We start from the raw sequence: 26,011 nt of genomic DNA on the forward strand, positions 1-26,011 counted from the left end.
CCCCGGTGCCGAGCCTCTACATCGACGGAACCTGGACCACCGGCTCCGCGGGAACCGCGCCGGTGATCAACCCCTACGACGCCTCCACCGTCACCGAGGTGGACCAGGCCGGGCCCGACGACGTCGACCGGGCGGTGGCCGCCGCCCGTCGCGCGTTCGACGACGGGCCGTGGCGGGCCACCTCCGCCGGGGAGCGCGGGGCGCTCCTCGGGCGGATCGCGGACCTGCTGGTGCGTGACCGGGAGCAGATCGCCCGTTCGGAGACCCTGGACACGGGCAAGACGATCGCGGAGGGACGGCAGGACGTCGACGACGTCACCGCGGTCTTCCGCTACTACGCCGGTCTCGCCGACAAGGACGCGGGCCGGATCGTCGACACCGGCAGCGACACCGTCGTCTCGCGGATCGTGCACGAGCCGGTCGGGGTCTGCGCCCTCATCACGCCGTGGAACTACCCGCTCCTGCAGCTGTCCTGGAAGGTCGCCCCGGCGATCGCCGCGGGCAACACCATGGTGATCAAGCCGAGCGAGGTCACGCCGCTCACCTCGATCGCGCTGGTCGAGCTGTGCGAGGAGGTCGGGATCCCGGCGGGCGTCGTCAACATCGTGCTCGGGGACGGGCCGTCGGTCGGTGCGCCGCTGACCGAGCACGCGGACGTCGACATGGTGTCCTTCACCGGCGGGCTCAGCACCGGTCAGAAGATCATCAGGGCCTCCGCGGAGACCGTGAAGCGCACCGCCGTCGAGCTCGGCGGGAAGAACCCGAACATCGTGTTCGCCGACACCGACGTCGAGCTCGCGGTGGACTACGCGATGCTCGCGGTGTTCCTGCACTCCGGGCAGGTCTGCTCGGCCGGCGCCCGGCTGATCATCGAGGACTCGGTCGCGGACACCGTCGTCGACGAGATCGTGCGGCGCGCACAGCTGATCCGGCTGGGCGACGGCCTGGCCGACGGCGTCGAGGTCGGCCCGCTCGTCTCCGCCGCGCACCTCGCGAAGATCGAGGACTTCGTGGCCGCGGCGCGCGCGGAGGGCGCGACGATCCGCTGCGGCGGCGCCCGCCCGGACGCCCCCGAGCTGAAGAACGGCTACTTCTACCTGCCGACGGTCATCACCGACCTGGCGCCGGGCTCGCGGCTGATCAAGGAGGAGACGTTCGGCCCGCTGCTGACGGTCGAGCGCTTCACCACCGAGGACGAGGCGATCCGGCTCGGCAACGACACCGAGTACGGACTCGCCGGCGCGGTCTTCACCCAGGACATGGGGCGGGCCAACCGGGTCGCGAACGCGCTGCGGCACGGGACCGTCTGGATCAACGACTTCCACCCGTACTTCCCGGGTGCGGAGTGGGGCGGCATGGGCCGCTCCGGCAACGGACGCGAGCTCGGGCCGACCGGGCTCGCGGAGTACCAGGAGATCAAGCACATCTGGCAGAACACGGCACCCGAGCCGCAGAGGTGGTTCTCGGGTCAGGAGTGAGGTGCAGTTGTGAGCAGCCCGGAGCCGGTGAAGCCGGCAGCGACGCACGGTGGTGACGGGGACGGGGGAGGGCTGGCCGAGTTCGGCTACAGCCAGACCCTGGACCGCAGTATCGGCAAGTTCTCGAGCTTCGCGGCGGGGATCAGCTACATCTCGATCCTGACCGGGACGTTCCAGCTGTTCTACTTCGGCTTCGGCACCGGCGGTGCCGCGTACTGGTGGTCGTGGCCGATGGTGTTCGCCGGCCAGTTCATGGTGGCGCTGTCGTTCGCCGAGCTCGCCGGGCGCTACCCGGTGGCCGGGTCGGTCTACAACTGGTCGAAGCGCCTCGCCGGCCCGACGACGTCGTGGATGGCCGGCTGGATGATGTTCACGGCGTCGGTGGTGTCGCTGTCCGCGGTCGCGCTGGCCGCCCAGCTCACGTTCCCGCAGATCTGGTCGGGCTTCCAGGTGGTCGGGGACGCCGCCGACCCGGGCGCCGCCGCCGTCAACGGCGTGCTGCTCGGCGCGATCCTCATCGTGTTCACCACGGTGATCAACGCGATCGGCGTCAAGCTGATGGCCCGGATCAACTCGACCGGGGTGTTCATCGAGCTCATCGCCGCCGTCGTCATCGTGGTCGCGCTGCTGCTGAGCGTCCACAACCCGGTCTCGGTGCTGTTCGAGACGCCGCCGACGACCGGGGGCGGCGGGTACTTCGGCACCTTCCTGGTGGCGGCACTGGCCTCGGCCTACGTGATGTACGGGTTCGACACCGCGAGCTCGCTGGGCGAGGAGACCGTCGACCCGCGGCGGACCGCGCCGGCGGCGATCCTGCGCGCCGTCGTCGCGTCGTTCGTGCTCGGCGGGCTGATCCTGCTCGGGATCATCCTGGCGGCGCCGGACCTGTCCGACCCGCGGTTGGGCACCAAGGACGGCGGCGGCCAGCTGGTGCTGCTCCAGGTCGCCGGCGGCACGATCGGGCGGATCTTCCTGATCACGATCAGCATCGCCGTCTTCGTGTGCCTGCTGGCGGTGCAGACCGCGGCGATCCGGCTGATGTTCGCGATGGCCCGGGACAACGGTCTGCCCGCGGGCGCGCTGCTGGCCCGGATCGACCCGAAGCACAAGACGCCGGTGGTCCCGGCGATCGTCATCGGTGCCGTGGCGATCCTGATCCTGCTCGCCAACGTCGGGGTGCCGGAGGTCTTCACCGCGGTCACCAGCGTGGCGATCATCATGATCTACATCGCGTACCTGCTGGTCACGGTGCCGATGCTGGTCCGGCGACTGCGCGGGCAGTGGCCCGACGAGGGGCAGAAGGGGTACTTCACCCTCGGCCGTCTCGGGCTGCCGGTGAACATCCTGGCGGTGTGCTGGGGTGCGGCGATGGCGCTGAACCTGGCGTGGCCGCGCGAGGAGGTCTACGGCACCGGATGGCTGCGGTTCATCGCGTTCATCTTCATCGGGGTGGTGGCGTCGGCCGGGCTCCTCTGGTTCCGCCTGAAGGGCCGTCACCAGCTGGGCTGCCTGCCCGAACACAGAGCGAAGGAGATTTCCGAAGGCATGGGGGAGAAGGCATGACGGACCGGTTCGACTACGTCGTCGTCGGCGGGGGGTCGGCGGGCTGTGCGCTCGCCGCGCGGCTGTCGGAGGACCCGTCGACGCGGGTGCTGCTGCTGGAGGCCGGCCCGTCCGACGTGGGCGACGACAACATCCTGAAGCTCACCGACTGGATGAACCTGCTCGACTCCGGCTACGACTGGGACTACCCGATCGAGCCGCAGGAGCGCGGCAACTCGCACATGCGGCATGCCCGCGCGAAGGTGCTCGGCGGGTGCTCGTCGCACAACTCGTGCATCGCGTTCTGGACCCCGCGCGAGGACCTGGACGAGTGGGCGTCGCTGGGCCTGACCGGCTGGTCGGCCGACGAGTGCTGGCCGCTGATCACCCGGCTGGAGACCAACGACGGCGAGTGGTCCGGGCACGGTCGCTCCGGCCCGGTCAACCTCATGCAGGTGCCCTCGAAGGACCCGTGCGGGAACGCCGTGCTGGCGGCGGCCGCCGACGTCGGGATGCCGACGGTGCGGTTCAACGAGGGCCACACCGTCACCGACGGCGCCGGGTACTTCCAGATCAACTCGTTCCCGGACGGGACGCGGGCGTCGTCGTCGGCGTCGTATCTGCACCCGGTCCTGGGGTCGCGCCCGAACCTCGAGGTACGGACCGACTGCTGGGCGTCGCGGGTGCTGTTCGAGGGCACCCGGGCGACCGGGATCGAGTACCAGCGCGGGATCGGCCCGGGCCGGGAGACCGTCCTCGCCGACCGCGAGGTGATCCTCTCAGCGGGTGCGATCGACACCCCGAAGCTGCTGATGCTGTCCGGCATCGGCCCGGGCGACCACCTGCGCGAGTTCGGCATCGACGTGCTCTCGGACCTGCCCGGGGTCGGGTCGAACCTCGACGACCACGTCGAGGGCCTCGTCTTCTGGGACGCCGCGAAGCCGATGGTCACCGAGTCGACGCAGTGGTGGGAGATCGGGCTTTTCCACCGTACCGACCCGCGGCTCGACCGGCCGGACCTGATGATGCACTACGGCTCGGTGCCGTTCGACATGAACACGCTGCGCTGGGGCTACCCGACCACCGACAACGGGTTCTGCCTCACACCGAACGTCACCCGCGGGCGGTCGCGCGGCACCGTCCGGCTGCGCACCCGGGACTTCCGCGACCGGGCCCGCGTCGACCCCCGCTACTTCACCGATCCCGAGGGTCACGACATGCGCGTGATGACGGAGGGGATCCGGCTCGCGCGGCGGATCGCCGAGCAGCCGGCGCTGAAGGAGTGGGTCGCCGCGGAGCTGGCACCCGGCCCGGACGCCGTCACCAACGACGAGCTGGCCGACTACATCATGAAGACCCACAACACCGTCTACCACCCGGCCTGCACGGCGAAGATGGGCACCGACGACGACCGGACCGCGGTCCTGGACCCCCAGCTGCGGGTGCGGGGGGTGCAGAACCTCCGCGTCGCGGACGGGTCGGCGATGCCGTTCCTGCCGGCGATCAACCCGAACATCACGACGATGATGATCGGGGAGAAGTGCTCGGACCTGCTGAAGGCCGCGCACGCCTGACCCGCGCACCGGCCGCGGGGGTCACGTCGTGGTGACCTCCGCGGTCAGCGGGGTGTCGGTCACCGAGAAGCCGAGGTGCAGCGTCCAGGTGCCCGGCTCGGTGGCCCAGCCGGTCCCCGTCCGGTGCCGGAACGCGCGGCGGGACACCGGGACGGTCACCGTCGTCGTCCCCGGGGCGGCGTCGACGACGGCCCATCCGGCGAGCCACCGCGCCGGGCGCTCGACGTCGCTGCGGTCCCGGGACAGGTAGGCCTGCACGACCTGGCGCCCGGGGCGGTCGCCGATGTTGGTGAGGGTCACGGTCACGTCGATCCCGTCCGCCGACCAGCGGCCGACCGACATGCCGTCGAGGGTCCAGGTCGTGTAGCCGAGACCGTGCCCGAAGGGGTACGCCGGTGTCTCGCCGTGGCGCAGCCAGTTCCGGTGCCCGGCGTGCACGCCCTCGTCGTAGCGCAGCACCCCGTCCGACGGGACCCCGGACAGCACCGACCGCTCCCGGCCGGTGCCCGGCCAGGTCGTGGGCAGCCGCCCGCCGGGCTCGGCGGCGCCCAGCAGGACGTCGGCGACGGCCTCCCCGAACCGCTCCCCGCCGAACCAGCCGAGCAGGATCGCGGCGACCTCGTCACGCCACGGCAGGAGCACCGGCGCGCCGGAGTTCACGACGACGACGGTGCGCGGGTTCGCCGCGGCGACCGCGCGGACGAGGTCGTCCTGCCGTCCGGGCAGCGCCAGCGTGGAGCGGTCGAAGCCCTCGCTCTCGATCCGGTCGTTCGTCCCCACCACGACGACGGCGACGTCGGTCCCCGCGGCCAGCGCCGCCGCTGCGGCGATCTCGGCGTCCGGGTCGTCGACGACGGTCTCCTCACCGAACGTGACCGCGACCAGCGGCATCCCGGCCTCCTGACCGGACGGGCGGAAGCGCAGCACCAGGTCGACCGGGCCGTCGGTGGTGACACCGGCCGTCACCGACGGTGCCTCGAAGATGGCCGCCCCGGGCCCCTCGTCGCCGGTCAGGACGCCGTCGGCGTCGAGCACGGTCGTGCCGCCCGCAACGAGGACGACGTGCCCCACCGCGGCGGCCCCGAGCCGGTGGGCGCCGGCCGGGGCGTCCCAGCGGAGCGCGATCTCGACGTGGTCGGTGCCCTCGGGGATCTCGGCGCCCATCCAGATGAGCGAGGAGCTCAGCCGGTCCTCGGTCCGCAACGCGGCCCCGCCGACGTCGCGGAACACCGCGCGCAGCCCCGAGCCCCCGGTCACGGGATTCGTGATCGACGCCGGATCGAACGGCTGCACCCCCTCCGCGACCTGCGCGCCCAGCCGGTACCGCACCCGGTCCGCGCCGAGCGCGGCCCGCAGCCCGTCGAGCGGGGAGACGACGGCGGCGGGCCGCACCGTCGCGCTCCCACCGCCCTGGGTGCGGGCGAGGGCCGCGTTGTGCCCGAGCACCGCGACCGACCCCGGCACGGCGAGGTCCCACGGCAGCTCGGCGGAGCCGTCCGCCCGGGTGTTGCGGACCAGCACCGATCCGGCGGCGGCCAGCTCCCGGGCGACGGCGGCGCCGTCCTCGGCGGGCGGTGGCTCCGTGACCTGCGGTGGGACGCCGTCGAGGGCGCCGACCCGGGCCGCGAGACGCAGCAGTCGCCGCACCTTCCCGTCGATCACGTCCTCACCGACGCGGCCGTCGCGGACCGCCTCGACGAGCCGCGCACCCCAGGCCGAGACCGGGCCGGGCATCACGAGGTGCTGCTCGGCGCGTGCCGACGCCTCGGTGCTGCGCACCCCGCCCCAGTCCGACATCACCAGGCCGTCGAACCCCCACTCGCCGGTCAGCGGCTCGGCGAGCAGCGGGTTCTCGCTCATCGTCGTGCCGTTGACCGCGTTGTAGGCCGACATGACCGCCCACGCACCGGCCCGGGTCACCACCGGCTCGAACGCGGCCAGGTACAGCTCGCGCAGCGCCCGGTCGCCGACCCGGTTGTCGACCGAGAAGCGCTCGGTCTCGGCGTCGTTGGCGACGTAGTGCTTGGGCGTCGCCGCGACCCCGTGCGCCTGCAGCCCCTCGACGTAGGCGGCGGCCAGCTCCCCGGTGAGCAGCGGGTCCTCGGACAACGCCTCGAAGTGCCGGCCGCCGTACGGGGTGCGGTGCAGGTTGATCGTCGGGCCGAGGACGGCGTCGGCGTGCTGCCGCCGGGCCTCCGCGCCGAGCGCGGAGCCGTACCGCCGGGCCGCCGCCGGGTCCCAGGTGGCACCGAGCGCCGACGACGACGGCAGCGACAGTGACGGCTCCCGCTCGTCGAAGCTCTCCCCACGGACGCCGGACGGCCCGTCCGACAGCACCATCCGCCGCAGCCCGATCGCCGGTTCGGCGGGTGTCGACCAGAAGTCGGCGCCGGTGAGCAGCCGGACCTTCTGCTCGAGGTCGAGCGTCGCGATCAGGGTGCCGAGCAGTTCCTCGTCGACGTGAGCCATACCGCCGACCGTACCGTCGAATCCCGAGTGACACTCGGGATCGGATCGGGTTAGCGTGACCGGCGTGACGACGCCACCCGGGAACGACGGAGGGCGGGCCCGCGGGCGGTACGCCAAGGGGGAACGGCGACGCGCGCAGATCCTCGCGACCGCCCTCGAGGTGTTCACCGAGGGCGGGTTCCACGCGTCGTCGACGAAGGAGATCGCCCGCCGGGTCGGCGTCACCGAGCCGACGCTGTTCCACTACTTCGGCTCGAAGCAGGCCCTGCTGGCCGCGGTCCTCGCCGCCCGCGACGAGCGCGCCGGCACGGGGACCGGCACCGGACGGCTGCTCGACGCCGTGGCGGCGAACGCGGCCGAGCCCGATCTCGTCCGGCTGCACGCCGTCACCTCGGCCGAGGCCACCGACCCCGACCACGCCGCCCACGACTGGTTCGCGCGCCGCTACGAGCGTCTGCGGGCGGGGCTGGCCGAGGAGCTGGCCGCAGCGCCGACTGCAGGACCGGCCGCAGCGCCGAGCGCAGGGCCGGTTGCAGGACCGGCCGCAGGGCCGGTGGCAGGGACGGCCGCGGGACGCGCCACGGAGCGCGCCGCCGGACTCGGCCCGGAGCGGCTCGCGCGGCTACTGGTCGCCGCCGCCGACGGGTTGCAGATCCAGTGGCTGCTCGACCGGGAGTCCGGGGACCCGGCCGGCATCGACATGGCCGACGATCTGCGCGCCCTGCTCGACGCACTGGCCGGCCCGCCCAGCCGACGGTGACGCCCCGGGCCGCTGTCCGGTGGCGGGCCCGGCGGCGGGGTCCGCGACGCCCCGGCTCGCGGACCGGTGGCCGGCGGCCGGTGGTCGGCGCTCCGGTCGCGGCGGGCAGGGGGGTTCCGTGGAATCGCTGCGTGAGGCAGCGATCTCTCGGGGGTGGGCCGGGTCGGTCCCGGCCGGATCGGTGCTCGGAGGTGCGATCCCGAGGACGGGGGGTGTGCTCGTGCAGAACCGCTGCCTGGGGAAGCGATTCTGTCCGGTACCCGGCGCCGGGCCGGGCTGCGCCGGACTGGGCTGGGCTGCGCCGGACTGGGCTGGGCCGAGCCGGACCGGGCTGGGCCGGGCCGCGCCGGACCGGGCTGAGCCGCGCCGCACAGGGCGTCGCCGGACCGGGCCGCACCGGGCGTCACAGCGCCGCGCCGGGCGTCACAGCTCCCCGGCGAGCACCTCACCGTCGGTCAGCAGCGCCGGGACCGGCAGGGTCAGCACGACGGTGGGGAGGTCGTCGTCGACGGGGGAGGCGCAGTGCGGGCAGTGCACCCCCGGGAGATCGTCGCGGCGGACCGCCCGGCAGAGCGGCACGACGTCGGCGAGCTGCTCGGACATCGGCCACCTCCGGTACACGGCGTCGTGTTACGACCACGTTACCGGACCGGGCAAGGCACCCCCGCGCCGAGGAAGTCCTCGTACAGGCGCAGGTGCCGGTCCGCGGCCGTCGCCCACGAGTGGGCCGCGGCGAGCTCCCGGCCGGCCCGTTCCCGGTGCGGGTCCGGCTCGGCGACCGCCGCCCGCAGCGCCGCGGCGAACCCGGCCGGGTCGGCCGCGAACCGGGCCGCGCCGTCGAAGACCTCCCGCAGCACCGGCAGGTCCCGGGTCACGAGCGGGACCCCGGCGGCGAGCGCCTCCATCGCGGCGAGGCCGAAGCCCTCCTTCACCGACGGGAACGCGAACGCGGCGGCACCGGCCATCAGGCCGGGGAGCTCGTCGTCGTCGACGGGGCCGAGGATCTCGGGCCGCACGCCGAGCGCGTCGGCGCGGGCGAGCACGCCGGCCCGGTAGTCGCGGTAGTCGAACAGGGTCTCGCCGCCCCCGACGACCAGCCGCAGGTCCGGGAGCAGCGCCATCGCCTCGACGAGGTCGCCGGTGCCCTTGCGCGGCTCGATCCCGCCGACCGAGAGGACGTAGCTCCCGAACCGCGCGCGCCAGGCCGCCCCGGCGCCGGAGTCCGCGGCCCGGGCGAACCGGGCGGCGTCCACGCCGTTGCCGATCACGGTGGCGTCGCGTCCCCAGCCGTCCCGCACCTCCGTGGCGACCGCGCGGGACACGCACACCAGCGCGGCGGGGGAGACGATCGCCCGCTCGTGGCAGGCGGCCAGCTCGGGGGTCGTGAACTCGTCGAGGTGATGCACCGTGCGCAGCAGCGAGCCGTCGCCGTGCGCGCGGCCCTCGGCGTTGGCGGACAGGCAGTCCTGGGCGTGCCGGACGTCCACCTCCGGCGCGGACCCCAGCGCGTCGGCCAGCAGGTCGATCGAGCGGAGGATCCGGGCGCCGACGGACTCGCCGTCGACGTCCGGGACCGGCACGAGCCGTACCCCGACGTCCGGGACCGGCACGAGCCGTACCCCGACGTCCGGGGCCACCCGCCGGAAGAACCCGGTGTCCCCGCCGCGGGCGAGCGACCAGACCTCGACGTCGTGCCCGGCCGCCGCCAGCGCCTCGGCCAGCGCGAGGGTGTGGACCACGCCGCCGCGCGGCTTCGTCGAGTAGGTGGACAGCCGGATACGGAGCCGGTCGGTACGCATCAGCCGCCCGTCAGTCGCGGTAGAGGTCGGGGCGGCGTTCCTTCAGGTGGTGCAGCACGGCCCTGGCCGCGCCGATCACGGCGTCCGGGTCGACGTCGGCGACCGCGAGACCGCCCTTCGACCAGGTCCGGGCGAGGACGTCCCCACCCGGCCCGACGACCTTCGCCCGGCCCAGGAAGTGCAGCGACCCGTTGCGCCCGCTCTGGTTCGCCGACAGCCACAGCACCTGGTTCTCGGCGGCCCTGGCCTGGTCGTAGAGATCGAAGAGCCGGGCCTGCCGGTCCTGCGCCATCCGCGGCGCCCGGTTGGTCAGCGACGTCGGCCACGCCGACGGGCAGGCGATGAGCTGGGCGCCGTCGAGGGCCAGCGAGCGGGCCGACTCCGGGAACGTCTTGTCGTGGTCGATCAGCATCCCCATCCGGCCGGCCGGGGTGTCGAACGCGGTGAACCCGTCACCGGCGGCGAACAGCGCGGCGACCCCCGCGGGCTGGTGCACCTTCCGGTGCCGGCCCAGCACACCGTCGCCGGTGAGGCAGACCGCCGCGTTGTAGCGCTCGCCCTCCGCCGCGCCCGCCTCGCAGAAGCCGAGGCAGACGACCATCTCCCGGGCCATCTCCGCCACGGCCCGCACCTCGGGGCCGTCCGGGTCCAGCTCCGGGGGCAGCACCGACCGGTCGGTCGGGTCGGGATTGCGCAGGTCGTGGACGTAGCCGCCGAGCGCGCCGTCGGGCAGCGCGAGCACCGACACCCCGGCGTCGCGGGCGTGCGCGATGATCACGCCGATCCGCTCCAGGTCGAACGCGACGTCGCGGGTGAAGTTGGCGGCTGCCGCGGCGACCCGCACCCCGCTCACGCCCCCGCGGCGACGGGTTCGGGGCCGTACGCGGCCGGACGCCGGTCGCGCAGGTGTCCCATGAACCGGCGGGCGGCCTCCACGGCGGCGTCGACGTCGACGGACGCGACGGCGAGCCCCGCCTCGGTCCCGGTCGTCGCGAGCACCTCACCGCCCGGGTCGACGACCTTCGCGCTCGCGACGAGCTGCAGGTCGCCGAACGTCCCGGCCTGGTTCGCCGACACCCACACGATCTGGTTCTCCAGCGCGCGGGCGCGGTCGTGCAGGTCGAACCGCCGCGCCCAGCGGTCGTCGGCGAGGACCGGGGCCCGGTCCGTCCGTGACGCGGGCCATGCCGACATGCACACCACCGTCCTCGCACCGTCCATCGCCAGGGCGCGGGCCGCCTCCGGGAACGCCTTGTCGTAGCAGATCATCATGCCGATCCGCCCGACCGGAGTGTCGAACGCGGCGAACCGGTCCCCGGCGGCGTACGAGTGGTTCTCGTCCAGCGGCTGGTGCACCTTCCGGTGCCTGCCGAGCACCCCGTCGCCGGTCACGGCGACGCAGCTGTTGTACGGCAGCCCGGCGGACGCGGCGTCCCCGGCCTCGCAGAACCCCGCGGTGACGACCATGTCCCCGGCCAGGCCGACGAGCCTGCGGATCTCCGGCCCGTCCGGGTCGAGCTGCGGCGGGACGTCGTCGACGGCACCGTGCAACGACGACAGGTACCCGCCCAGGGCGGCCTCGGGCAGCGCCAGCAGGTCCGCGCCCCGGGAGCGGGCCTCGGCGATCGTCGCCGCGACCCGGGCGAAGTCCTCGTCCAGGTCGCGCACGAAGCCCTGCGCGGCGGCGGCGAACGTCGTCGTGGTCATGCGATCTCCTCTCCGGCGGCCGGGCCCATCCCGGTGACGCCGCCGGGCACGGCCTCGGTCTCCTCGCCGTCCGGCCAGCGCAGCCGGACCCCGGTCCCCGCGACGAGCTCGCCGCACGCGGCCGACACGGCCGGCCCGGCGTCGATCGCGGGGGCGCCCGGGTCGTCCGCCGTGAGCAGGCCGAACCCGGGGAAGCAGGTGAACCAGTCGCCGACGCTCGCGCCGCCGGGGCGGGGGACGGCGGCGACGTCGAGCACGGCACCGGTACCGGACGCCTCGGCGAGCATGCCGAGCGTCCCGGCGATGCCGGCCATCGAGACGTCCTTCGCGGCGGCGGGGCGGTGCCTCGCGGCGGGACCGATCGCCCCGACCGTCGCCGCCAGCTCGGCCCGGGTCCGCGACGTCGTCGAGTCCCACTGGCGGCCGTGGTAGCCGGGCCGCCAGCCGCCGCCCAGATCGGTGGTCAGCCGCACCGTGTGCCCGGTCCGGCCGCCGCCGGCCGGGACCGGGTGGGCGGTGCGGCCCAGCGCGGTCAGCGACAGCGCGGCCGGGACGTCGAGCTGGGTGTGCCCGCCGAGCAGCGGGACGCCGTAGGCGTCGGCGGCCGCCCGCACCCCGGTCAGCACGCGGTGCGCGAACGACGCGTCCCGCGCCCCGACCGCGTCGAGCAGCCCGACCGGGGCGGCACCCATCGCGGCGAGATCGTTGACGTTGACCAGGACACCGGCCCAGCCCGCCCACTCCGGGTCGCGCTCCACCATCGCCGGAACGAGCGCGTCGCAGCAGGCCACGACGTCGGTGCCCGGGACGGGAGCGCCGTCGTCGCCGACGAACCCGGCCGGGCCGAGCCCGCCGAGCAGCGCCCCGAGCGGGGCCTTCGTCGCCGTCGCGAGGGCGCGGACCCGGGTGATCGGCCACCGCATCCGCACGTGCGGCGCTCCGGCGGTCACGGTGTCGCCGACCCGCTCCCAGCCCAGCCGGGCGAACATCGCGGCGTTCGGGAGCTGCACGTCGGCGTCGAACCGGAGCACCCCCGCGGACTCGGCGCGGGCGCACGCGGCGCGGACCAGCGCCGCGCCGAGCCGGGCACCGGCGATCCGCCGCGCCGACGGCGCGACGACGAGCCGGCTGCCGGTCCACCACCCGACGTCCGGTGCCGCCGGGTCGGCCGGTCCCAGCCGGACGCCGCCGAGCAGCGTCCCGGCCGCGTCGTGCGCCAGGAGCACGACGGTGCGCGGGTCGGCGTCGTGGTCGTCGAGGTCGCCGGTCCCGGTGTCGGGGAACAGGCCCTGCTCCCGGCCGAACACCTCGCGACGCAGCGCCCGGTGGGCGGCGACGCCGGGGTCGCCCGTGTCGGCGGCGCGCGCCTCGGAGATCGTCGTGGCGGTGCGGCCGGCGCCGCTGCGCGGGCGGCCGCCGAGCAGCTCGTCGGCGACCCACCGGGACACCGGGGTGAGCCGGCGGGGCGAGCCGGTGACGAATCCGGCGGCGCCGCGGGCCACCGGGCGCCGCGGGCCGTGGTCCTGGACGGTCACGGCTCAGCCCCCCGCCGCCGACAGCGCGCTGCACGCCCCGCAGGCCGCGCAGCCGGCGGTCTGGTCGGCGCCGCGCATGCCGGACGCCCGCAGCTCGGCCGCGACCCGGGAGGTCACGTCGGCGAGCAGCGCGGGATCCGGGCCGGGCACGCCGTCGTCGAACGCGAGGGTTCCCGGGATCGGGCGGTAGGGGACGACGAACGGGTAGACCCCGCGGGCGATCAGATCGGCGGCCCCGGCGACGAGCTCGTCCGGGTCCTCGCCGAGCCCGACGATGAGGTACGTCGACACCGCGTCCGGGCCGAACACCCGGACCGCCTCGTCCCACGCGGCCCGGTACTGGGAGAGCGGCACGGTGGCCTTGCCGGGCATCCAGCGGCGGCGGACGTCGTCGTCGAGCGACTCGACGTGGATGCCGATCGCGTCCGCGCCGGCCTCCTTCAACGACGTGATCACGGCGATGTCGCCGGGCGCGGGTGGCTCGCACTGCACCTGGACGGGCAGTCCCGGCACCGCGGCCCGGATCGCGCGCACGCAGCGGACCAGGTGCCGGGAGCCGCGGTCGCGGCCGTTCGACGTGCCCGTGGTCAGCACCATCTGGCGGACCCCGTCCAGCCGGACGGCGGCCTCGGCGACCTCGGCGAGCTGCTCGGGCGTCTTCACGGCGGTGGTGGCGCCGGAGCGCAGCGACTGCTCGATCGCGCAGAACCGGCAGCGGTCCGACTCGCCGTAGCGCACGCAGGTCTGGACGACGGTGGAGGCGAGCACGTCGTTCCCGTGCAGCCGGGCGATCTTCTCGTAGGGCACGCCGTCGGCGGTGGTGAGGTCGTAGAACGCCGGTCGCGCGACCGTGTCGACGGCGACGCCCATGTCGGTCACGCCGCCGCCCGGCTCGCTGCGGACCAGACGGCCGTCGCGGAGCCGGTACGGGGAGTCCGCGACGATCGGCACGGTGGTCTTCAGCCCGTCGACGAGCACGTGGCCGTCGGCCGACGGGCCGGCGCCACCGGGGCGGCGCAGCGGGATCACGGACCCGAGCTCGGTGACCGTGCCGGAGCCGGAGCCGGAGCCGGAGCCGGAGCCGGAGGCCGGCGAGGTGTCGGGGTCGATCGCCACGCCGCGAACGGCCATCTCGGCGCGGACCTGCAGGGCCGGCACGAGGGAGTCGGTGGTGTCGGGGGACGGAGCGGACATGCGGCGGACCTCCTGGGGTCGTGAGTGGTTATCGCGGTCCTGACCGCGATAACCACTCACGGGCTCTCAGAGCTGGTAGGTCGAGTTGATGATCGCGCCCTTGCGGGCGTAGTGGATGAGCGCGTCCTGGACGTCGAGCGGGTGCGTCGGGATGACGCCCTCGATGAGGTCCTCCTCGCGGGCACCGTGCAGCGACAGCCCGAAGCGGCAGCAGTAGACCTTGCCGCCCTCGCCGATGAACGTCTTGAGCTGGTCGTTGATGTTGTGCTCGCCGGGGAAGGCGGACGTCCCGGTGGTCGGGAACCCGCGGGTCGCCAGGCAGTTCAGCGAGCCGGGGCCGTAGAAGTACATCGCCGACTCGAATCCCTTGCGCAGCGCGCGGGTCGCCTGCAGGACGGCCACGAAGCTCACCGAGGACTCGTGGGCGATGCCGTGCACCAGGGTGAAGTAGGTCTCGCCGTCCTCGGCCTGCAGGTCGGGGAAGACCTTGGTGCCGCCGTAGATGCTGGAACCCTCGGGCAGCGAGGGGTGCGGGATCTCCTCGAGGCTCTTCTTCTCGATCTCGGACAGCTCGGCGCTGGTCATGGTTCGGCTCCTCGTGGGGGTGACGGGTACGGTGCGCGTGGGAGCGCCGGGGAGAGGTCCCGATGGTTCGTCCCACCGGGTCCGGCGAGTCACAACGACACCAGCGCCGCGTTTCGGAAACGTTGTGTGCTGACTACGGGAACAATTCCGGATCGGCCATTTGTGAAGGAATTGTTGCGTAACATCGGGCAACATTCCGGTCGTCCGATCGACACCATCCGGAAATACGACGGGTCGACCGTGGATCACCTCAGCCGAATCGAGGAGGTCCGATGACCGCGGTGGCACAGCGCGACGGGCGACGCACACCGCCGTCCGACCTGGACGGCGAGCACTGGCCGGTGGTCGTCGTCGGCGGCGGGCAGGCCGGGCTGTCGATGAGCCGGTGCCTGGACGTGCGGGGGATCGACCACCTCGTCCTGGAGCGCGACGTCGTCGCCTCGTCCTGGAAGTCCTACCGGTGGGACACGTTCAGCCTGGTCACGCCGAACTGGCAGTGCGACCTGCCGGACTTCCCCTACGCCGGTGACGACCCGCACGGGTTCATGGTCCGCAGCGAGGTCGTCGACTACCTGGAGGCCTACCGGGCCTTCGTCGACCCGCCGCTGTGCGAGGGCGTCACCGTCACCCGGCTGACCCGCGACGAGCGCGGCACCTTCCGGATCGAGACCTCGGCCGGGACCTGCACGGCCGACCAGGTCGTCGTCGCCACCGGCGGTTACCACACACCGATCACTCCGCCGCTGTCCGAGCCGCTGCCGCCGTCGATCACCCAGGTGCAGTCGCACGAGTACCGCAACGGTGGGCAGCTGCCGCCGGGCGAGGTGCTGGTCGTGGGGTCCGGGCAGTCCGGGGCCCAGATCGCCGAGGACCTGCACCTGGAGGGCAGGGCGGTGCACCTCGTCGTCGGGCACGCGCCCCGGGTGGCGCGGTTCTACCGGGGCCGTGACGTCACCGACTGGCTCGACGAGATGGGCTACTACCGGATGCCCGTCACCCGGCACCCGCGCCGGGAGGCCGTCCGCGCGCAGGCCAACCACTACGTGACCGGCCGCGACGGCGGCCGCGACGTCGACCTGCGCCGGTTCGCCGCCGAGGGCATGCGGCTCTACGGCGTGCTCACCGACCACACCGCGGGCACCCTGCGGTTCCGGCCCGACCTGGAGTCGTCCCTGGACCACGCCGACGAGGTCAGCGAGTCCATCAAGGACACCATCGACGGCTTCGTGGAGTCCCAGGGGATCGACGCGCCGGTGGAGGAGCGCTACACCCCGGTGTGGCGCCCGGCGTCCGAGACGACCGAGCTGGACCTGGCCTCGACCGGGATCACGTCGGTCGTCTGGTGCATCGGTTTCCGGCAGGACTACTCCTGGGTCGACGTGCCCGTGTTCACCGGCCGCGGCGCGCCGGTGCACCAGCGCGGCACCACCGGCACCCCCGGGCTGTTCTTCCTCGGCCTGCCCTGGCAGTGGACATGGGGGTCCGGCCGGTTCTCCGGTGTGGGTGCCGACGCCGACTTCCTCGCCGAACGCATCCGCTCGCAGCGCGGGCTCACCTCCACCGGCGGCCGCGGCGACGTCTGCAACGTCCTGGCCCTGGGCTCCTGAGTGGACGCCGCCGACCTCGGCGGGACGGACGGGTGGGGACCGGTCGTCCGGCCGTCCGACGTCGAGCCGGAGCCGCCGTTCCCGCACCCGTGGGAGGGCCGGGCGTTCGCGCTGACCGTCCTGACCATGGGACGGATCTCCGGGCGCAACCTCGACGCGTTCCGGTACGCGCTCTCCCGCCTCGACCGGGCGTCCTACCTCGACGACGGCTACTACGGCCGCTGGCTGAACGCCGCCGAGCTCATGCTCACCGACTCCGCGATCCTGGCACCGGGAGCCGTCGAGGCCAGGGCCCGGGCGCGGCGTGGCGAGGACGTCTCCGAACCGGCGGTCCCGGAGCCCGCCCGGCCGGACTACGCGCCGACCGCGCCCGGTTCGTTGCGCGAGATCGGGTCGCCGCCGCGGTTCGCGCCGGGCGACCCGGTGCGGCCCCTGGCAGAGGCACCGGCCCCGACGGCGAAGCTGCCCCGCTACGTGCGCGGGCGGGCCGGTGTCGTCACCGCCGTCCGGCCGCCGCACGTCCTGCCCGACACCCACGCCGTCCTCGCCGGCGAGCACCCGCAGCACGTCTACACGGTCGCCTTCACCGCCCGCGAGCTGTGGGGCGACGGCGCGGAGGACGCGACCGTGCACGCCGACCTGTCCGAGTCCCACCTGGAGCCGCGATGACCCCCGACGACCCCGCGCCGCGCCCCGGCCCGGCGCTGCGCACCGAGGCGCTCGAGGAGCTGCTCGTCGAGCGCGGCCTGGTCGACCGGGCCGTGATGGATGGGTTCGTCCGGACCTACGAGCAGGACGTCGGCCCGCTGAACGGGGCGACGGTCGTCGCCCGTGCCTGGACCGACCCGGACTACCGGGAGTGGCTGCTGCGCGACGGCACCGCCGCGATCGCCTCGCTCGGGTTCACCGGGCCGCAGGGCGAGTACATGGTCGTGCTGGAGCAGACGGCCGAGGTGCATCACGTCGTCGTCTGCACGCTGTGCTCGTGCTACCCGTGGCCGGTGCTCGGCCTGCCGCCGAGCTGGTACAAGGACCCGGCCTACCGGGCGCGGGTGGTGCGCGAGCCGCGCACCGTGCTCGGCGAGATGGGACTCGACCTGCCGCCGGAACGACGGATCGAGGTGTGGGACTCCTCGGCCGAGGTCCGCTACCTGACCCTGCCGCGCCGTCCCGCCGGGACCGGCGGCCTCATGCCGGACGAGCTCGCGGCGCTGGTCACCCGGGACGCGATGGTGGGCGTCGCCGGGGTGGGGGCGCCGTGAACGTCGCGGCCGAGACGTCCGGGCCGGCCGCGCCGCCCCGCGCGAACGGCGAGCTGGTCTTCGCCGAACCGTGGGAGGGCCGCGCGTTCGGGATGGCGGTGGCCCTCGCCGAGAGCGGCCGGATCACCTGGGACGCGTTCCGGGACCGGCTGGTCGCGCGGATCGCCGCCGACCCCGCGGCGCCGTACTACGTGTGCTGGCTCGACGCGTGCGAGGACCTCCTCGTCGGCGCGGGCCGGATCGGCGGCGGCGAGGTGCGCGGCCGCGCGGAACGGCTCGCCGGCCGGCCCGCGGGTCACGATCACGACCACGGGGCTCCCGTCCTGTGAGAACGGAGCGGAACCGTTCCTTACATCATGATCGAACTGCGGGACAGCCCCGTCCGGGAACGAAGTGAACGATCATCCGGATGAGGACACCGATCCGGTTCTCGTCCGGACCGGAACGGGAAACCGGTCTACCGTCGACGACATGAGCGGATCCGGGTCCCTGGTCCTGCGGACCGTGGCCTGGTGTGTGGGGGTCGTCCTGGTCGGCGCGGCGGTGCTGACCGCCGTCGTCGTCGGGGCCGGGATGCTCGTCGGGCCGGCCCAGGCCGAGGCCGGCAAGGAGATCGACGGCGCGGTGACGGCCGCGCAGGACTTCGCCCGCCTCGCCGCGACCGACCCGGCCGCCGCGCTCGCCTCGTGCACGCCCGCCCGGGACACCGACGCCGACGCCCTCGCCGGCGCGCTGCCGGACGGTGCGCGGATGGCCGCGCAGCGCTACGCCGTCCCCGGCGGCGACGTCGAGTTCCTGGCCGCCCGGGTGAGCGGCGCCGACGTCGGCGAGACCGGCGGCGACCGCGCGGTGTGGGCCTACGGGCGGCAGGGCTTCGCCGCCGTCACCGACGACGCCCGCGCGCTCTCGCCGGATCTGCCCGGGCCGCAGCTGTACGGCACGACCGCGGAGTCGCCCGGCGCCGTCCGTGCCGCGAGCTGCGTCGACGCCGCCGTGCGGGTCGCGGGGCCCGGCGGCGGGTGACGCCGCCGGAGTGGTCCGGCTCACAGATCACTTGAGTGTGCCGCTACGGCACCTCGTCTCCTGTCGTCACCACCGGCGAAGGAGGCGAGACCCCCCATGATCACTCGAGACCACCCGGCCGCTCCGGCAGCGACACGGCCCGGCCTGACGGCCGAGGTGCCGTCGTGAGGAGGATCGTGACCGCGGGGGTCCTGACCCTGTCCGTGGCACTGCTCGCGGGCTGCAGCGACGTCGCCACCACGCAGTCCGCGTCCGTCGCGCGGTCCGCCGCCGTCGCCACCGACACCGACGCCGTCACGCACGCGCAGAACGACCGCGTCCCCGAGGGGGCGCGCTGGACCCAGCACTACTTCCCGACGGCCGACGGCGTCGAGCTGCACGCGGACGTCCTGCTGCCCGAGGACCTCCCCGAGGGCGCGAAGGTCCCGCTCGTGATGTCCGCCGGCGGCTACTTCGGACACTCCGGGCAGCTGAGCGTGGAGGGGTTCGCCCACACCGGCCCGTCGGCCCGCTTCGAGGACCTGATCGCCGAGGGCGGCCTGCTCGAGCGGGGCTACGGGCTCGTCATGGTCGACTCCCGGGGCTTCGGCGGCTCGACCGGCTGCACCGAGGCGATCGGCGGTCCCGCCGACCAGGCCGACATCCGGGCCGCGCTCGACTGGGCCGCCGCGCAGCCGTGGTCCACCGGGTCGGTCGGGATGTACGGCAAGTCGCTCGACGGCGTCACCGCGCTGGTCGGCAACAACCTGGAGCACCCGGCGCTCAAGGCCGTCATCGCGCAGGAGCCGATCTGGGACATCCAGCGGAACATGCGCTCCGGCGGCGTGCCCCGGTCGACGATCACCTCCGTGCCCACCGTCTACAACGAGGTCGCCACGCAGCCGCAGATGCCGGACGACGACCCCCGCTACCTCGCCAACGCCGCGTGGGACACCCCCACGGGGCCGCACCCGGAGTGCCCGCTCCTCAACACGGCGTCGTACATGGAGCCGAACCCGGAGTCGGAGACCTGGACGGTCCGGGACCTGGCCGAGCGGGCGAAGGGCACCACGACGCCGTTGTTCCTCACCCAGGGTTTCCTGGAGTGGAACACCGAGGCCGAGGGCATGGCCGAGTTCCTGGCGAACCACGAGGGCCCGCAGCGGGCCTGGCTGGGGCAGTGGGACCACAAGCGGGGCGGTGAGCGCACCGCGGACGGACGCCTGGAGCTCGGCCGCGAGGGCTGGTTCGACGAGGTCTTCTCGTTCTACGACCAGTACCTGAAGGGCGTCCAGCCGGCCGTGCAGTACCCGGCCGTCGCCGTCGAGGACAGCACCGGCGCCTGGCGCGCCGAGGACAGCTGGCCGCGCGCGGACCGCACGGCGACCGTGCGGCTCGGCGGCGGGACCTACACCGACGACGGGGCCACCTCCGCGTTCGTCCAGCGGTCCGAGCCCGTGGCCGCGGCCACCCGGCTGACCGGCACACCGACCGCGACGGTGACGGCGCGGGGGACCGGCAACGTCATGGTCCGGCTGCACGACGTCGCCCCCGACGGCAGCGGGACGATGATCAACCAGCAGGTGTCGGTGCTGCGTGCCGGCGAGACCCGGCTGCAGCTGAAGTCCATGGACTGGACGCTGCCCGCGGGGCACTCGCTCGCCGTCGACATCGGGACGGTCCAGCCCGGGATCCCGCTCACCAACGACTGGCTGCCCTCGGTCTCGAACCAGGAGGTGACGGTGCAGGGTGCGCGGCTCGACCTCGCGCTCGACGACCCGGCGAAGGACTCCGGGCTCCCCGGGTCCCCGGCGCCGTGGTCGGACCTCTACCGGCAGAGCCACGTCAGCGCGCCGGCCGCCGGGGCGCCGAGCTTCCGGCTCCCCTGAGCGGGGGCGGGGGCGGCGCGGGCCGCCCCCGCCGGTTCAGCCGCCGGGCAGGATCATGCAGCTCGACGTGGCCTCGCCGAGCAGCCTGCCGTCGCCGTCGGTCAGCTCGGCCCTGGCCAGCGCGGTGCGGCGGCCGGCGTGCACGACGCGCCCGGTGCAGGTGACCGTGCCGGTGTCGGCGGTGATCCGGCGCAGGAACCGGACGGACAGGTCGAGGCTGGTGTAGCCGGTCCCGGCCGGCAGCGTCGAGTGCACGGCGCAGCCGCAGGCCGAGTCGAGCAGCGTCGCGTAGACGCCGCCGTGCACCGAGCCGATCGGGTTGTACTGGTGCTCGGCGGGCTCGAACGCGAACACGACCGTCCCGCGGTCGGCCGAGACGGCCCGGAAACCGACGAGGCTCGCGATCGGCGCCCCCGGGAGCCGCCCGTCGACGATCTGCCGCAGGAACTCCAGCCCGTCGAGCCCGCCGGCCGCGGCGGCGAGCGCCTGCGGGTCGGACCACTCGTGCTCGCGACGACGGGTGCTGGTCTCGGCGGTCATGCGTCCTCCTGCTGGGGTGGGTGGTCGGGGGCTCCGGGGCCCGGTTCGAGCAGCACACGGTCCCCGCCGGCGAGCCGGTGGCCCTCGGCACAGACGCTCACCAGCCGCACCGGGGCGCCGCAGCCGTCGTGCACCCGGACGACCGGCGGCCCGGCCTCCCCGGCGAGGTGCCGGTCGCCGAAGTCCATGAGCGCGGCGAGCACGACCCCGAGGTCCTGCCCGCGCCGGGTGAGCCGGTACTCCGCACGCGTCCGGGAGCCGGGGTCGCGGTACTCCACCCGCTCGGCGAGCCCGTCGCCGACCAGCGTCGCCAGCCGCCGGCTCAGCACCGTGCGGGCGACGCCCAGCCCGCGGGCCAGGTCGTCGAACCGGTGGACGCCGCGTCCCAGGTCCCGGACCACGAGCACCGTCCACGGGTCGGACAGCAGGGCCGCGGTGCGCGCGACCGAGCACACCTGCGCGCCTGCGGCCTGCCTCGCGTCCATGCTCCGCTCCTGGGTATCGCTGCGCTACTCAGATGGGACGGTAGCCGACCGCGCGGGCGACCGGAAGGCGGCCCGGGTGATTGGACGGCACGTGAGCGGGAACGCACCGGCCAGGCACCGCACCCGAGCGATGGAGGAACCACGGTGGCGAACGAACTCGAGGGCCGGACGGTCGCGATCCTGGCTGCGGACGGCGTCGAGCAGGTGGAGCTGACCCGGCCCCGCGAGGAGCTGAGGAAGGCGGGCGCCCGGGTCGACCTGGTGTCGCTGTCCACCGGCTCGATCCAGGCGATGAACGGCGACATCGACAAGGCGGACACGTTCGAGGTCGACAAGGCCGTGGCCGACGTCTCGGCCGACGACTACGACGCGCTCGTGCTGCCCGGCGGCACCATGAACCCCGACAACCTGCGGGTCGACGGGACCGCGGTCGCCTTCGTGCAGGCGTTCTTCCGGGCGGGCAAGCCGGTCGGCGCGATCTGTCACGGACCGTGGACGCTGATCGAGGCCGACGTCGTGAAGGGACGCACGCTGACGTCGTTCCCGAGCATCCGCACCGACCTGCGCAACGCCGGCGCGACCGTCGTCGACGAGCAGGTGGTCTGCGACGAGGGGCTGGTCACCAGCCGCAACCCGGACGACCTCGACGCCTTCTGCGCGAAGCTCGTGGAGGAGTTCGAGGAGGGCAGGCACCCGGTGCTGCGCCAGGGCGCGACCGCCTGAGGTGCCCGCACGACAGAAAGGGGGTGACGGGCGGCCTGCCCGTCACCCCTTTTCACCCATGAGGGAGTCGATCAGGAGTCGGCTTCGACGACCTCCGCGCCGTCCGCCGCGCGCTGCACCGACTCGCAGCCCTTCTTGGCGGCCGACCTGCTCTCGTAGGCCTCGCCGACGGCGACGACCTGCCCGTTGGTGGCCTTCAGCCGGAAGCGGAACTTCCCGGCGCGGTCCTCGTACACCTCGAACTTGCCTGCCATGACGGCCTCCTCGGCTCGTGCTGGTCGGTGTCGTGGCGACCCGATTGACGGGGCACTCGATACCCCATTTGCCGTAACGATGCGCGTTGAAACATCGGGCCGGGCCGTCCCGCCGATCGGGGACGGTGCCGACGGGTACTCAGCGGGGTCTCAGCGGGGCGCGCCGTTCTCAGTGACCACACAGCGACCGGTTCCTACCGTCAGGGACATGCCGACAGCACTGGTCTCCGAGGTACGCAGCGGGCTCGGGGCGGCCTACGCCCGTGAGCTGGCCGAACGCGGGTACGCGGTCGTCCTCGTCGAGCGCGACGCCGCCCACCTCGCCGACCTCGCCGAGCGGATCGGCCGGGCGACCGGCGCGATCGTCGAGACCCTCGCCGCGGACCTCACCGACCCGGCCGGGATGGCCGCCGTCGAGCGGCGGATCGCCCAGCCGGGCCTGCCGGTCGAGCTGCTGGTGAACACCGGCGAGGTGACCGGTGCGACGACGCCCGACGCGGTCGGCGCGGCATCCGCACGGCTCACGCGTGCGGCCGTCACCGCCATGGGCGTCCGCGGCCGCGGCGGGATCCTGGTCGTCGCCGACGCCGGTGCCGACGCCGCGGGGACCCGTGGCCGGGTCGTCCCGGACGAGGTCGCCGTCCCGCTGCGCGGGTCGGGCGTGACGCTCACCGTCGTCGCGATGGGCAGCGGGGTCTTCCCCTCGATCGGGACCGTCGTGCTCCGCTCGCTGGGCGACCTCGCCCGTGGCCGCGAGCTCTGCCGGCCGGACCGCAGCGCGCTCGCCGGGTACCTCGACCCGACCCGCGACGCGGTGCGCCGGGCGGCACGGGCCGCGGTGCGCGGCCGTCGTACCGCCTCCGCCTCCGCCTCCGCCTCCGCCGACGACGCCGTGGCGGCCCGGACCGGGAACACGCGCCCGTCGCCGGTCCCGACCCCCTTCCGGGACGTGTCCCACCCGCACCTCGCCGCGGCGACCGGTGCGGGGTCGCCGGTGCTCCCGGAGCTGCCGGTCCGGCCGGCCCACGTGGCCGCCGCGTTCCCGGAGCCGCGGGTGTCGGGCACCCGGCCGCTGCCGCGGGTGACCCCACGGCGTCCGGTCGCCCCGGTCGTCCCGGCCCGTGTCGCGGCCGCCGGCCGGACCGCCGTCACCCGGCTGCCCGAGGTGCCACGTCCGGCCGTGCGTCCCGTGCAGGGGCCCGCGCACGACCCGGCGACCGTCCGCACCGCCGGCTGACCCGGGCCCGCGGTCCTCGACACCGGCCGACCCGCCTGTTCACCTGAAGTTCGCAATACGGACAGATGTGACGAGCGTCGCGGACGGCGCGGGTGTCGGGAACCGGACGCCATGGCCTAGCGTTCGCCGGGAAGAAGGGGAGTACTCCCGAACACGGCGTCGCCGTCATCACGGATCCAGGACGAGCTGGACCCGGTGGCGCCGGTCCGAGCGCATCACGGTCGCCCGGGCGGAGGAGACCTTCAGCGCCCGATCCTGCGCTGGAGGCCCCTGCACATGAACGTCCCTCTCTGGGTGTGGCTGGCGACGCTCGCCGCCGTCATCGGCATGCTCGTGTTCGACTTCGTCGGGCACGCCCGCGACCCGCACGAGCCCACACTGCGCGAGTCGGCCATCTGGTCCGCCGGCTACATCGCGATCGCCCTGCTGTTCGGCGTCGGCGTCGGCGTCTTCTCCGGCTGGCAGTACGGCGGCGAGTACATGGCCGGCTGGCTGACCGAGAAGGCACTCTCGGTCGACAACCTGTTCGTCTTCCTGCTGATCATGACCAGCTTCGCCGTGCCGAAGATCCACCAGCAGAAGGTGCTGCTGATCGGCATCGCGATAGCGATCGTCATGCGCGGCGCGTTCATCGCGGTCGGCGCGGTGATCATCGAGCAGTTCGTCGCCGTGTTCTACCTGTTCGCGATCATCCTGTTCTGGCTGGCGTACTCCCAGATCAAGGAGGCCCTGTCCGCCGACGACGAGGACGAGAAGGACGCCGGCGACTCCCGGCTGATCCGCATGGTGCGCAAGGTCCTCCCGACCTCCACCGAGTACGACGGCGCCAAGCTCGTCACCCGGATCGACGGCAAGCGGCTGCTGACCCCGATGGCCCTGGTCATCGTCGCGATCGGTCTCACCGACCTGCTGTTCGCGTTCGACTCGATCCCGGCGATCTTCGGTCTGACCCAGGAGCCGTTCCTGGTGTTCACTGCGAACGCCTTCGCCCTGCTCGGGCTGCGCCAGCTGTACTTCCTGATCGGCGGGCTGCTGGAGCGCCTGATCTACCTGGCACACGGGCTGTCGGTGATCCTCGCCTTCATCGGCGTGAAGCTCACCCTGCACGCGCTGCACGAGAACAACGTGCCCTTCATCAACGGCGGGCAGCCGGTGCCGGTGCCCGAGGTGCCGATCTGGCTGTCGCTGCTGGTCATCACGGGCACCATCGCGGTCGCGGCGATCGCCAGCCTCGTGGTGTCGAGGCGCCGGGCCGCGGAGGGCGGGGGCGCGGACGACGCCCCGGTCGCATCCGGTTCCTCGGGCGCCGAGGCCTCCGCCGGCGTACAGCCGGGTACCGGGTCCGCCGGTGCCGATCGGTCCGCCGGTGCCGACCGGTCCGCCGGTGCCGACGCCGCCGGGTCCGCTGCCGACGGCTCCGGCGAGCGCGCCGACGAGCCCGTCGACAGCACCTCCGGCGGCCGCCCCGCCGACGACGGCCGCTAGCCCCGCGAGCCCGGGGCGGCCCCGGCACGACCCGGGTCCGCCGCGGTCCGGAACCGCGCCACCGCGACCGGCCGCACCACTCACCCGCCGGCCGCCCCACGCACCCTTCGAGCGGCCCGCGCACCTGCTGCAACGGGTGCGCGGACCGGCGACGGGGTGCGTCTGCCCGCCCACCGCATCCCCCGCGCGGAGATTTGTCCGTTTGGCTACGATGGGTGGGGTCCGTCGCAATCTCGGACCGCCGGTCCTGGCCGGCCCCGGGGAGGAGCCATGTCCGCCACACTGCCGCCCCCACCGCCGTCGCAGCCGGCCGGTGGGATGCCGGAACCCGACCCGCGCCACGGCGCACGGCCGCTCGACCGCGACGAGGAACGCGCGCTCGCCGGCCTCGAGGGTGAGCTGCGCAGGTCGGACCCCGACCTCGACACCGGGATGACCGCGCTCGAGACCACCGAGGCACAGCCCGCCGCCGGCCACGGCTCGGCGGACCGGGTGCTCCAGGCGGTCGCGATCGGCGTCATCGTGCTCGTGCTGGTGCCCGGTGAGTGGCTGGCCGGCATCCTGTCGTTCGGGTTGCTCCTGGGTGTCCCGTTCGCCATGGCGATGATCGCCGCGCGGGCCCGGCGGGACAGCGCCCGAAAGGCCGACGAGACCGGCGAGACCGGCGACGAGCGCCGGGACTGAACTCCGGGTCCCGGCGGTTCGGACGGCGCCAGGACCCGGAGCCTCGGTAACCCCGGAACCCGGAGCCTCGGTAACCCCGGAACCCGGAGCCTCGGCAGCCGCGGAACCCACGCTCCGGAGGGTCGGATCGGGAGCCGGACCCCGAGGGCCGGATCGGGAACCGGGAGCCCCCGGCCATGCCCCGGACGACCGCGATCGGG

General features: G+C 74.3%; 25 protein-coding genes. 14 read left to right on the forward strand and 11 right to left on the reverse strand.

What is annotated here, in order from left to right; all coding sequences use genetic code 11:
- Positions 1-5: 5 nt before the first annotated feature.
- The 3 genes from AD017_RS21800 to AD017_RS21810 are packed head-to-tail and all read left to right on the forward strand — an operon-like array spanning position 6 to position 4,594.
- A complete protein-coding gene (locus AD017_RS21800; protein ID WP_033198836.1) occupies positions 6-1,478 on the forward strand; it encodes an aldehyde dehydrogenase family protein in 1,473 nt (490 codons plus the stop codon).
- Between the two features lie 9 nt (positions 1,479-1,487).
- The gene (locus AD017_RS21805) at positions 1,488-3,041 is read left to right on the forward strand and encodes an APC family permease (protein ID WP_060575314.1); all 1,554 of its coding nucleotides are present in this window, start codon (positions 1,488-1,490) and stop codon (positions 3,039-3,041) included.
- Positions 3,038-4,594 (forward strand): GMC family oxidoreductase, encoded by a 1,557-nt coding sequence (locus AD017_RS21810; RefSeq protein WP_060575316.1) that lies wholly within the window; start codon positions 3,038-3,040, stop codon positions 4,592-4,594. Before AD017_RS21805 ends, AD017_RS21810 begins: the two co-directional genes overlap by 4 nt.
- 21 nt (positions 4,595-4,615) lie before the next feature.
- On the opposite strand, the gene AD017_RS21815 is transcribed toward AD017_RS21810, so the two are convergent.
- A complete protein-coding gene (locus tag AD017_RS21815; protein ID WP_060575318.1) occupies positions 4,616-7,063 on the reverse strand; it encodes a glycoside hydrolase family 3 C-terminal domain-containing protein in 2,448 nt (815 codons plus the stop codon).
- A 64-nt stretch (positions 7,064-7,127) separates the two neighbouring features.
- Here AD017_RS21815 and AD017_RS21820 point away from each other — a divergent pair, with 64 nt between their 5' ends.
- On the forward strand, positions 7,128-7,823 hold the full coding sequence (locus AD017_RS21820; protein ID WP_082399339.1) for a TetR/AcrR family transcriptional regulator: 696 nt from the start codon (positions 7,128-7,130) through the stop codon (positions 7,821-7,823).
- Positions 7,824-8,246: 423 nt separating this feature from the next.
- Here the strand turns inward: AD017_RS21820 and AD017_RS21825 are convergent, their stop codons facing one another.
- From AD017_RS21825 to AD017_RS21855, 7 genes are all read right to left on the reverse strand, one after another.
- Positions 8,247-8,426: a hypothetical protein gene (locus tag AD017_RS21825; protein WP_060575322.1), complete on the reverse strand. Its 180-nt coding sequence runs from the start codon at positions 8,424-8,426 to the stop codon at positions 8,247-8,249.
- Positions 8,427-8,464: 38 nt separating this feature from the next.
- Complete coding sequence (locus AD017_RS21830; RefSeq protein ID WP_060575324.1) at positions 8,465-9,622, reverse strand: MSMEG_0565 family glycosyltransferase; 1,158 nt, start codon at positions 9,620-9,622, stop codon at positions 8,465-8,467.
- Between the two features lie 10 nt (positions 9,623-9,632).
- Entirely contained in the window at positions 9,633-10,475 is an 843-nt protein-coding gene (locus tag AD017_RS21835; RefSeq protein ID WP_060575326.1) for a carbon-nitrogen hydrolase family protein, read from the reverse strand.
- Positions 10,472-11,329 carry a carbon-nitrogen hydrolase family protein gene (locus AD017_RS21840; RefSeq protein WP_060575328.1) on the reverse strand — a complete coding sequence of 286 codons (858 nt, stop codon included), beginning with the start codon at positions 11,327-11,329 and terminating at the stop codon, positions 10,472-10,474. Before AD017_RS21840 ends, AD017_RS21835 begins: the two co-directional genes overlap by 4 nt.
- On the reverse strand, positions 11,326-12,864 hold the full coding sequence (locus AD017_RS21845) for an MSMEG_0567/sll0787 family protein (RefSeq protein WP_227012818.1): 1,539 nt from the start codon (positions 12,862-12,864) through the stop codon (positions 11,326-11,328). Before AD017_RS21845 ends, AD017_RS21840 begins: the two co-directional genes overlap by 4 nt.
- Before the next feature lie 3 nt (positions 12,865-12,867).
- Positions 12,868-14,058 (reverse strand): MSMEG_0568 family radical SAM protein, encoded by a 1,191-nt coding sequence (locus AD017_RS21850; RefSeq protein ID WP_227013345.1) that lies wholly within the window; start codon positions 14,056-14,058, stop codon positions 12,868-12,870.
- A gap of 66 nt (positions 14,059-14,124) precedes the next feature.
- Positions 14,125-14,643 carry an MSMEG_0572/Sll0783 family nitrogen starvation response protein gene (locus AD017_RS21855; RefSeq protein WP_060575330.1) on the reverse strand — a complete coding sequence of 173 codons (519 nt, stop codon included), beginning with the start codon at positions 14,641-14,643 and terminating at the stop codon, positions 14,125-14,127.
- 272 nt (positions 14,644-14,915) lie between these two features.
- Here AD017_RS21855 and AD017_RS21860 point away from each other — a divergent pair, with 272 nt between their 5' ends.
- The 6 genes from AD017_RS21860 to AD017_RS21885 all read left to right on the forward strand — a co-directional run bounded on the left by AD017_RS21860 (position 14,916) and on the right by AD017_RS21885 (position 20,403).
- The gene (locus AD017_RS21860) at positions 14,916-16,250 is read left to right on the forward strand and encodes an MSMEG_0569 family flavin-dependent oxidoreductase (protein WP_060575332.1); all 1,335 of its coding nucleotides are present in this window, start codon (positions 14,916-14,918) and stop codon (positions 16,248-16,250) included.
- Positions 16,251-16,919, forward strand: a complete 669-nt coding sequence (locus AD017_RS21865) for an SH3-like domain-containing protein (RefSeq protein ID WP_060575333.1) — start codon at positions 16,251-16,253, stop codon at positions 16,917-16,919. It begins immediately after the preceding gene.
- Complete coding sequence (gene nthA, locus AD017_RS21870; protein ID WP_060575335.1) at positions 16,916-17,512, forward strand: nitrile hydratase subunit alpha; 597 nt, start codon at positions 16,916-16,918, stop codon at positions 17,510-17,512. The genes AD017_RS21865 and nthA overlap by 4 nt, the downstream gene beginning before the upstream one ends.
- Complete coding sequence (locus tag AD017_RS21875; protein WP_060575337.1) at positions 17,509-17,841, forward strand: nitrile hydratase accessory protein; 333 nt, start codon at positions 17,509-17,511, stop codon at positions 17,839-17,841. The genes nthA and AD017_RS21875 overlap by 4 nt, the downstream gene beginning before the upstream one ends.
- Positions 17,842-17,983: 142 nt before the next feature.
- On the forward strand, positions 17,984-18,535 hold the full coding sequence (locus AD017_RS21880; protein WP_060575339.1) for a hypothetical protein: 552 nt from the start codon (positions 17,984-17,986) through the stop codon (positions 18,533-18,535).
- Between the two features lie 164 nt (positions 18,536-18,699).
- Positions 18,700-20,403 carry a CocE/NonD family hydrolase gene (locus AD017_RS21885; RefSeq protein WP_227012820.1) on the forward strand — a complete coding sequence of 568 codons (1,704 nt, stop codon included), beginning with the start codon at positions 18,700-18,702 and terminating at the stop codon, positions 20,401-20,403.
- Between the two features lie 36 nt (positions 20,404-20,439).
- On the opposite strand, the gene AD017_RS21890 is transcribed toward AD017_RS21885, so the two are convergent.
- A complete protein-coding gene (locus AD017_RS21890) occupies positions 20,440-20,943 on the reverse strand; it encodes a PaaI family thioesterase (protein ID WP_010241451.1) in 504 nt (167 codons plus the stop codon).
- Positions 20,940-21,428, reverse strand: coding sequence for a helix-turn-helix domain-containing protein (locus AD017_RS21895; protein ID WP_010241453.1), 489 nt, complete (start codon positions 21,426-21,428; stop codon positions 20,940-20,942). The genes AD017_RS21890 and AD017_RS21895 overlap by 4 nt, the downstream gene beginning before the upstream one ends.
- Positions 21,429-21,572: 144 nt before the next feature.
- Here AD017_RS21895 and AD017_RS21900 point away from each other — a divergent pair, with 144 nt between their 5' ends.
- The gene (locus AD017_RS21900) at positions 21,573-22,151 is read left to right on the forward strand and encodes a type 1 glutamine amidotransferase domain-containing protein (protein WP_010241456.1); all 579 of its coding nucleotides are present in this window, start codon (positions 21,573-21,575) and stop codon (positions 22,149-22,151) included.
- A gap of 71 nt (positions 22,152-22,222) precedes the next feature.
- Here the strand turns inward: AD017_RS21900 and AD017_RS21905 are convergent, their stop codons facing one another.
- Complete coding sequence (locus AD017_RS21905) at positions 22,223-22,405, reverse strand: DUF1508 domain-containing protein (protein ID WP_010241459.1); 183 nt, start codon at positions 22,403-22,405, stop codon at positions 22,223-22,225.
- Positions 22,406-22,613: 208 nt separating this feature from the next.
- Between AD017_RS21905 and AD017_RS21910 the strand changes: the two genes are divergently transcribed.
- The 3 genes from AD017_RS21910 to AD017_RS21920 all read left to right on the forward strand — a co-directional run bounded on the left by AD017_RS21910 (position 22,614) and on the right by AD017_RS21920 (position 25,811).
- Positions 22,614-23,642 (forward strand): SDR family oxidoreductase, encoded by a 1,029-nt coding sequence (locus AD017_RS21910; RefSeq protein WP_060575343.1) that lies wholly within the window; start codon positions 22,614-22,616, stop codon positions 23,640-23,642.
- Positions 23,643-23,918: 276 nt separating this feature from the next.
- Positions 23,919-25,127: a TerC family protein gene (locus AD017_RS21915; protein WP_082538278.1), complete on the forward strand. Its 1,209-nt coding sequence runs from the start codon at positions 23,919-23,921 to the stop codon at positions 25,125-25,127.
- A 270-nt stretch (positions 25,128-25,397) separates the two neighbouring features.
- On the forward strand, positions 25,398-25,811 hold the full coding sequence (locus tag AD017_RS21920; RefSeq protein ID WP_060575345.1) for a DUF3040 domain-containing protein: 414 nt from the start codon (positions 25,398-25,400) through the stop codon (positions 25,809-25,811).
- Positions 25,812-26,011 lie beyond the last annotated feature (200 nt).

This window comes from Pseudonocardia sp. EC080619-01 (assembly GCF_001420995.1).
Classification (GTDB): Bacteria; Actinomycetota; Actinomycetes; order Mycobacteriales; family Pseudonocardiaceae; genus Pseudonocardia.

Coding starts and splice junctions, on each gene's coding strand:
- AD017_RS21825 (WP_060575322.1), bottom strand. CDS start 8,426: ATGTCCGAGCAGCTCGCCGACGTCGTGCCGCTCTGCCGGGCGGTCCGC.
- AD017_RS21855 (WP_060575330.1), bottom strand. CDS start 14,643: ATGACCAGCGCCGAGCTGTCCGAGATCGAGAAGAAGAGCCTCGAGGAG.
- AD017_RS21830 (WP_060575324.1), bottom strand. CDS start 9,622: ATGCGTACCGACCGGCTCCGTATCCGGCTGTCCACCTACTCGACGAAG.
- nthA (WP_060575335.1), top strand. CDS start 16,916: ATGACCCCCGACGACCCCGCGCCGCGCCCCGGCCCGGCGCTGCGCACC.
- AD017_RS21810 (WP_060575316.1), top strand. CDS start 3,038: ATGACGGACCGGTTCGACTACGTCGTCGTCGGCGGGGGGTCGGCGGGC.
- AD017_RS21850 (WP_227013345.1), bottom strand. CDS start 14,058: ATGTCCGCTCCGTCCCCCGACACCACCGACTCCCTCGTGCCGGCCCTG.
- AD017_RS21910 (WP_060575343.1), top strand. CDS start 22,614: ATGCCGACAGCACTGGTCTCCGAGGTACGCAGCGGGCTCGGGGCGGCC.
- AD017_RS21890 (WP_010241451.1), bottom strand. CDS start 20,943: ATGACCGCCGAGACCAGCACCCGTCGTCGCGAGCACGAGTGGTCCGAC.
- AD017_RS21895 (WP_010241453.1), bottom strand. CDS start 21,428: ATGGACGCGAGGCAGGCCGCAGGCGCGCAGGTGTGCTCGGTCGCGCGC.
- AD017_RS21840 (WP_060575328.1), bottom strand. CDS start 11,329: ATGACCACGACGACGTTCGCCGCCGCCGCGCAGGGCTTCGTGCGCGAC.
- AD017_RS21860 (WP_060575332.1), top strand. CDS start 14,916: ATGACCGCGGTGGCACAGCGCGACGGGCGACGCACACCGCCGTCCGAC.
- AD017_RS21880 (WP_060575339.1), top strand. CDS start 17,984: ATGAGCGGATCCGGGTCCCTGGTCCTGCGGACCGTGGCCTGGTGTGTG.
- AD017_RS21905 (WP_010241459.1), bottom strand. CDS start 22,405: ATGGCAGGCAAGTTCGAGGTGTACGAGGACCGCGCCGGGAAGTTCCGC.
- AD017_RS21920 (WP_060575345.1), top strand. CDS start 25,398: ATGTCCGCCACACTGCCGCCCCCACCGCCGTCGCAGCCGGCCGGTGGG.
- AD017_RS21915 (WP_082538278.1), top strand. CDS start 23,919: ATGAACGTCCCTCTCTGGGTGTGGCTGGCGACGCTCGCCGCCGTCATC.
- AD017_RS21815 (WP_060575318.1), bottom strand. CDS start 7,063: ATGGCTCACGTCGACGAGGAACTGCTCGGCACCCTGATCGCGACGCTC.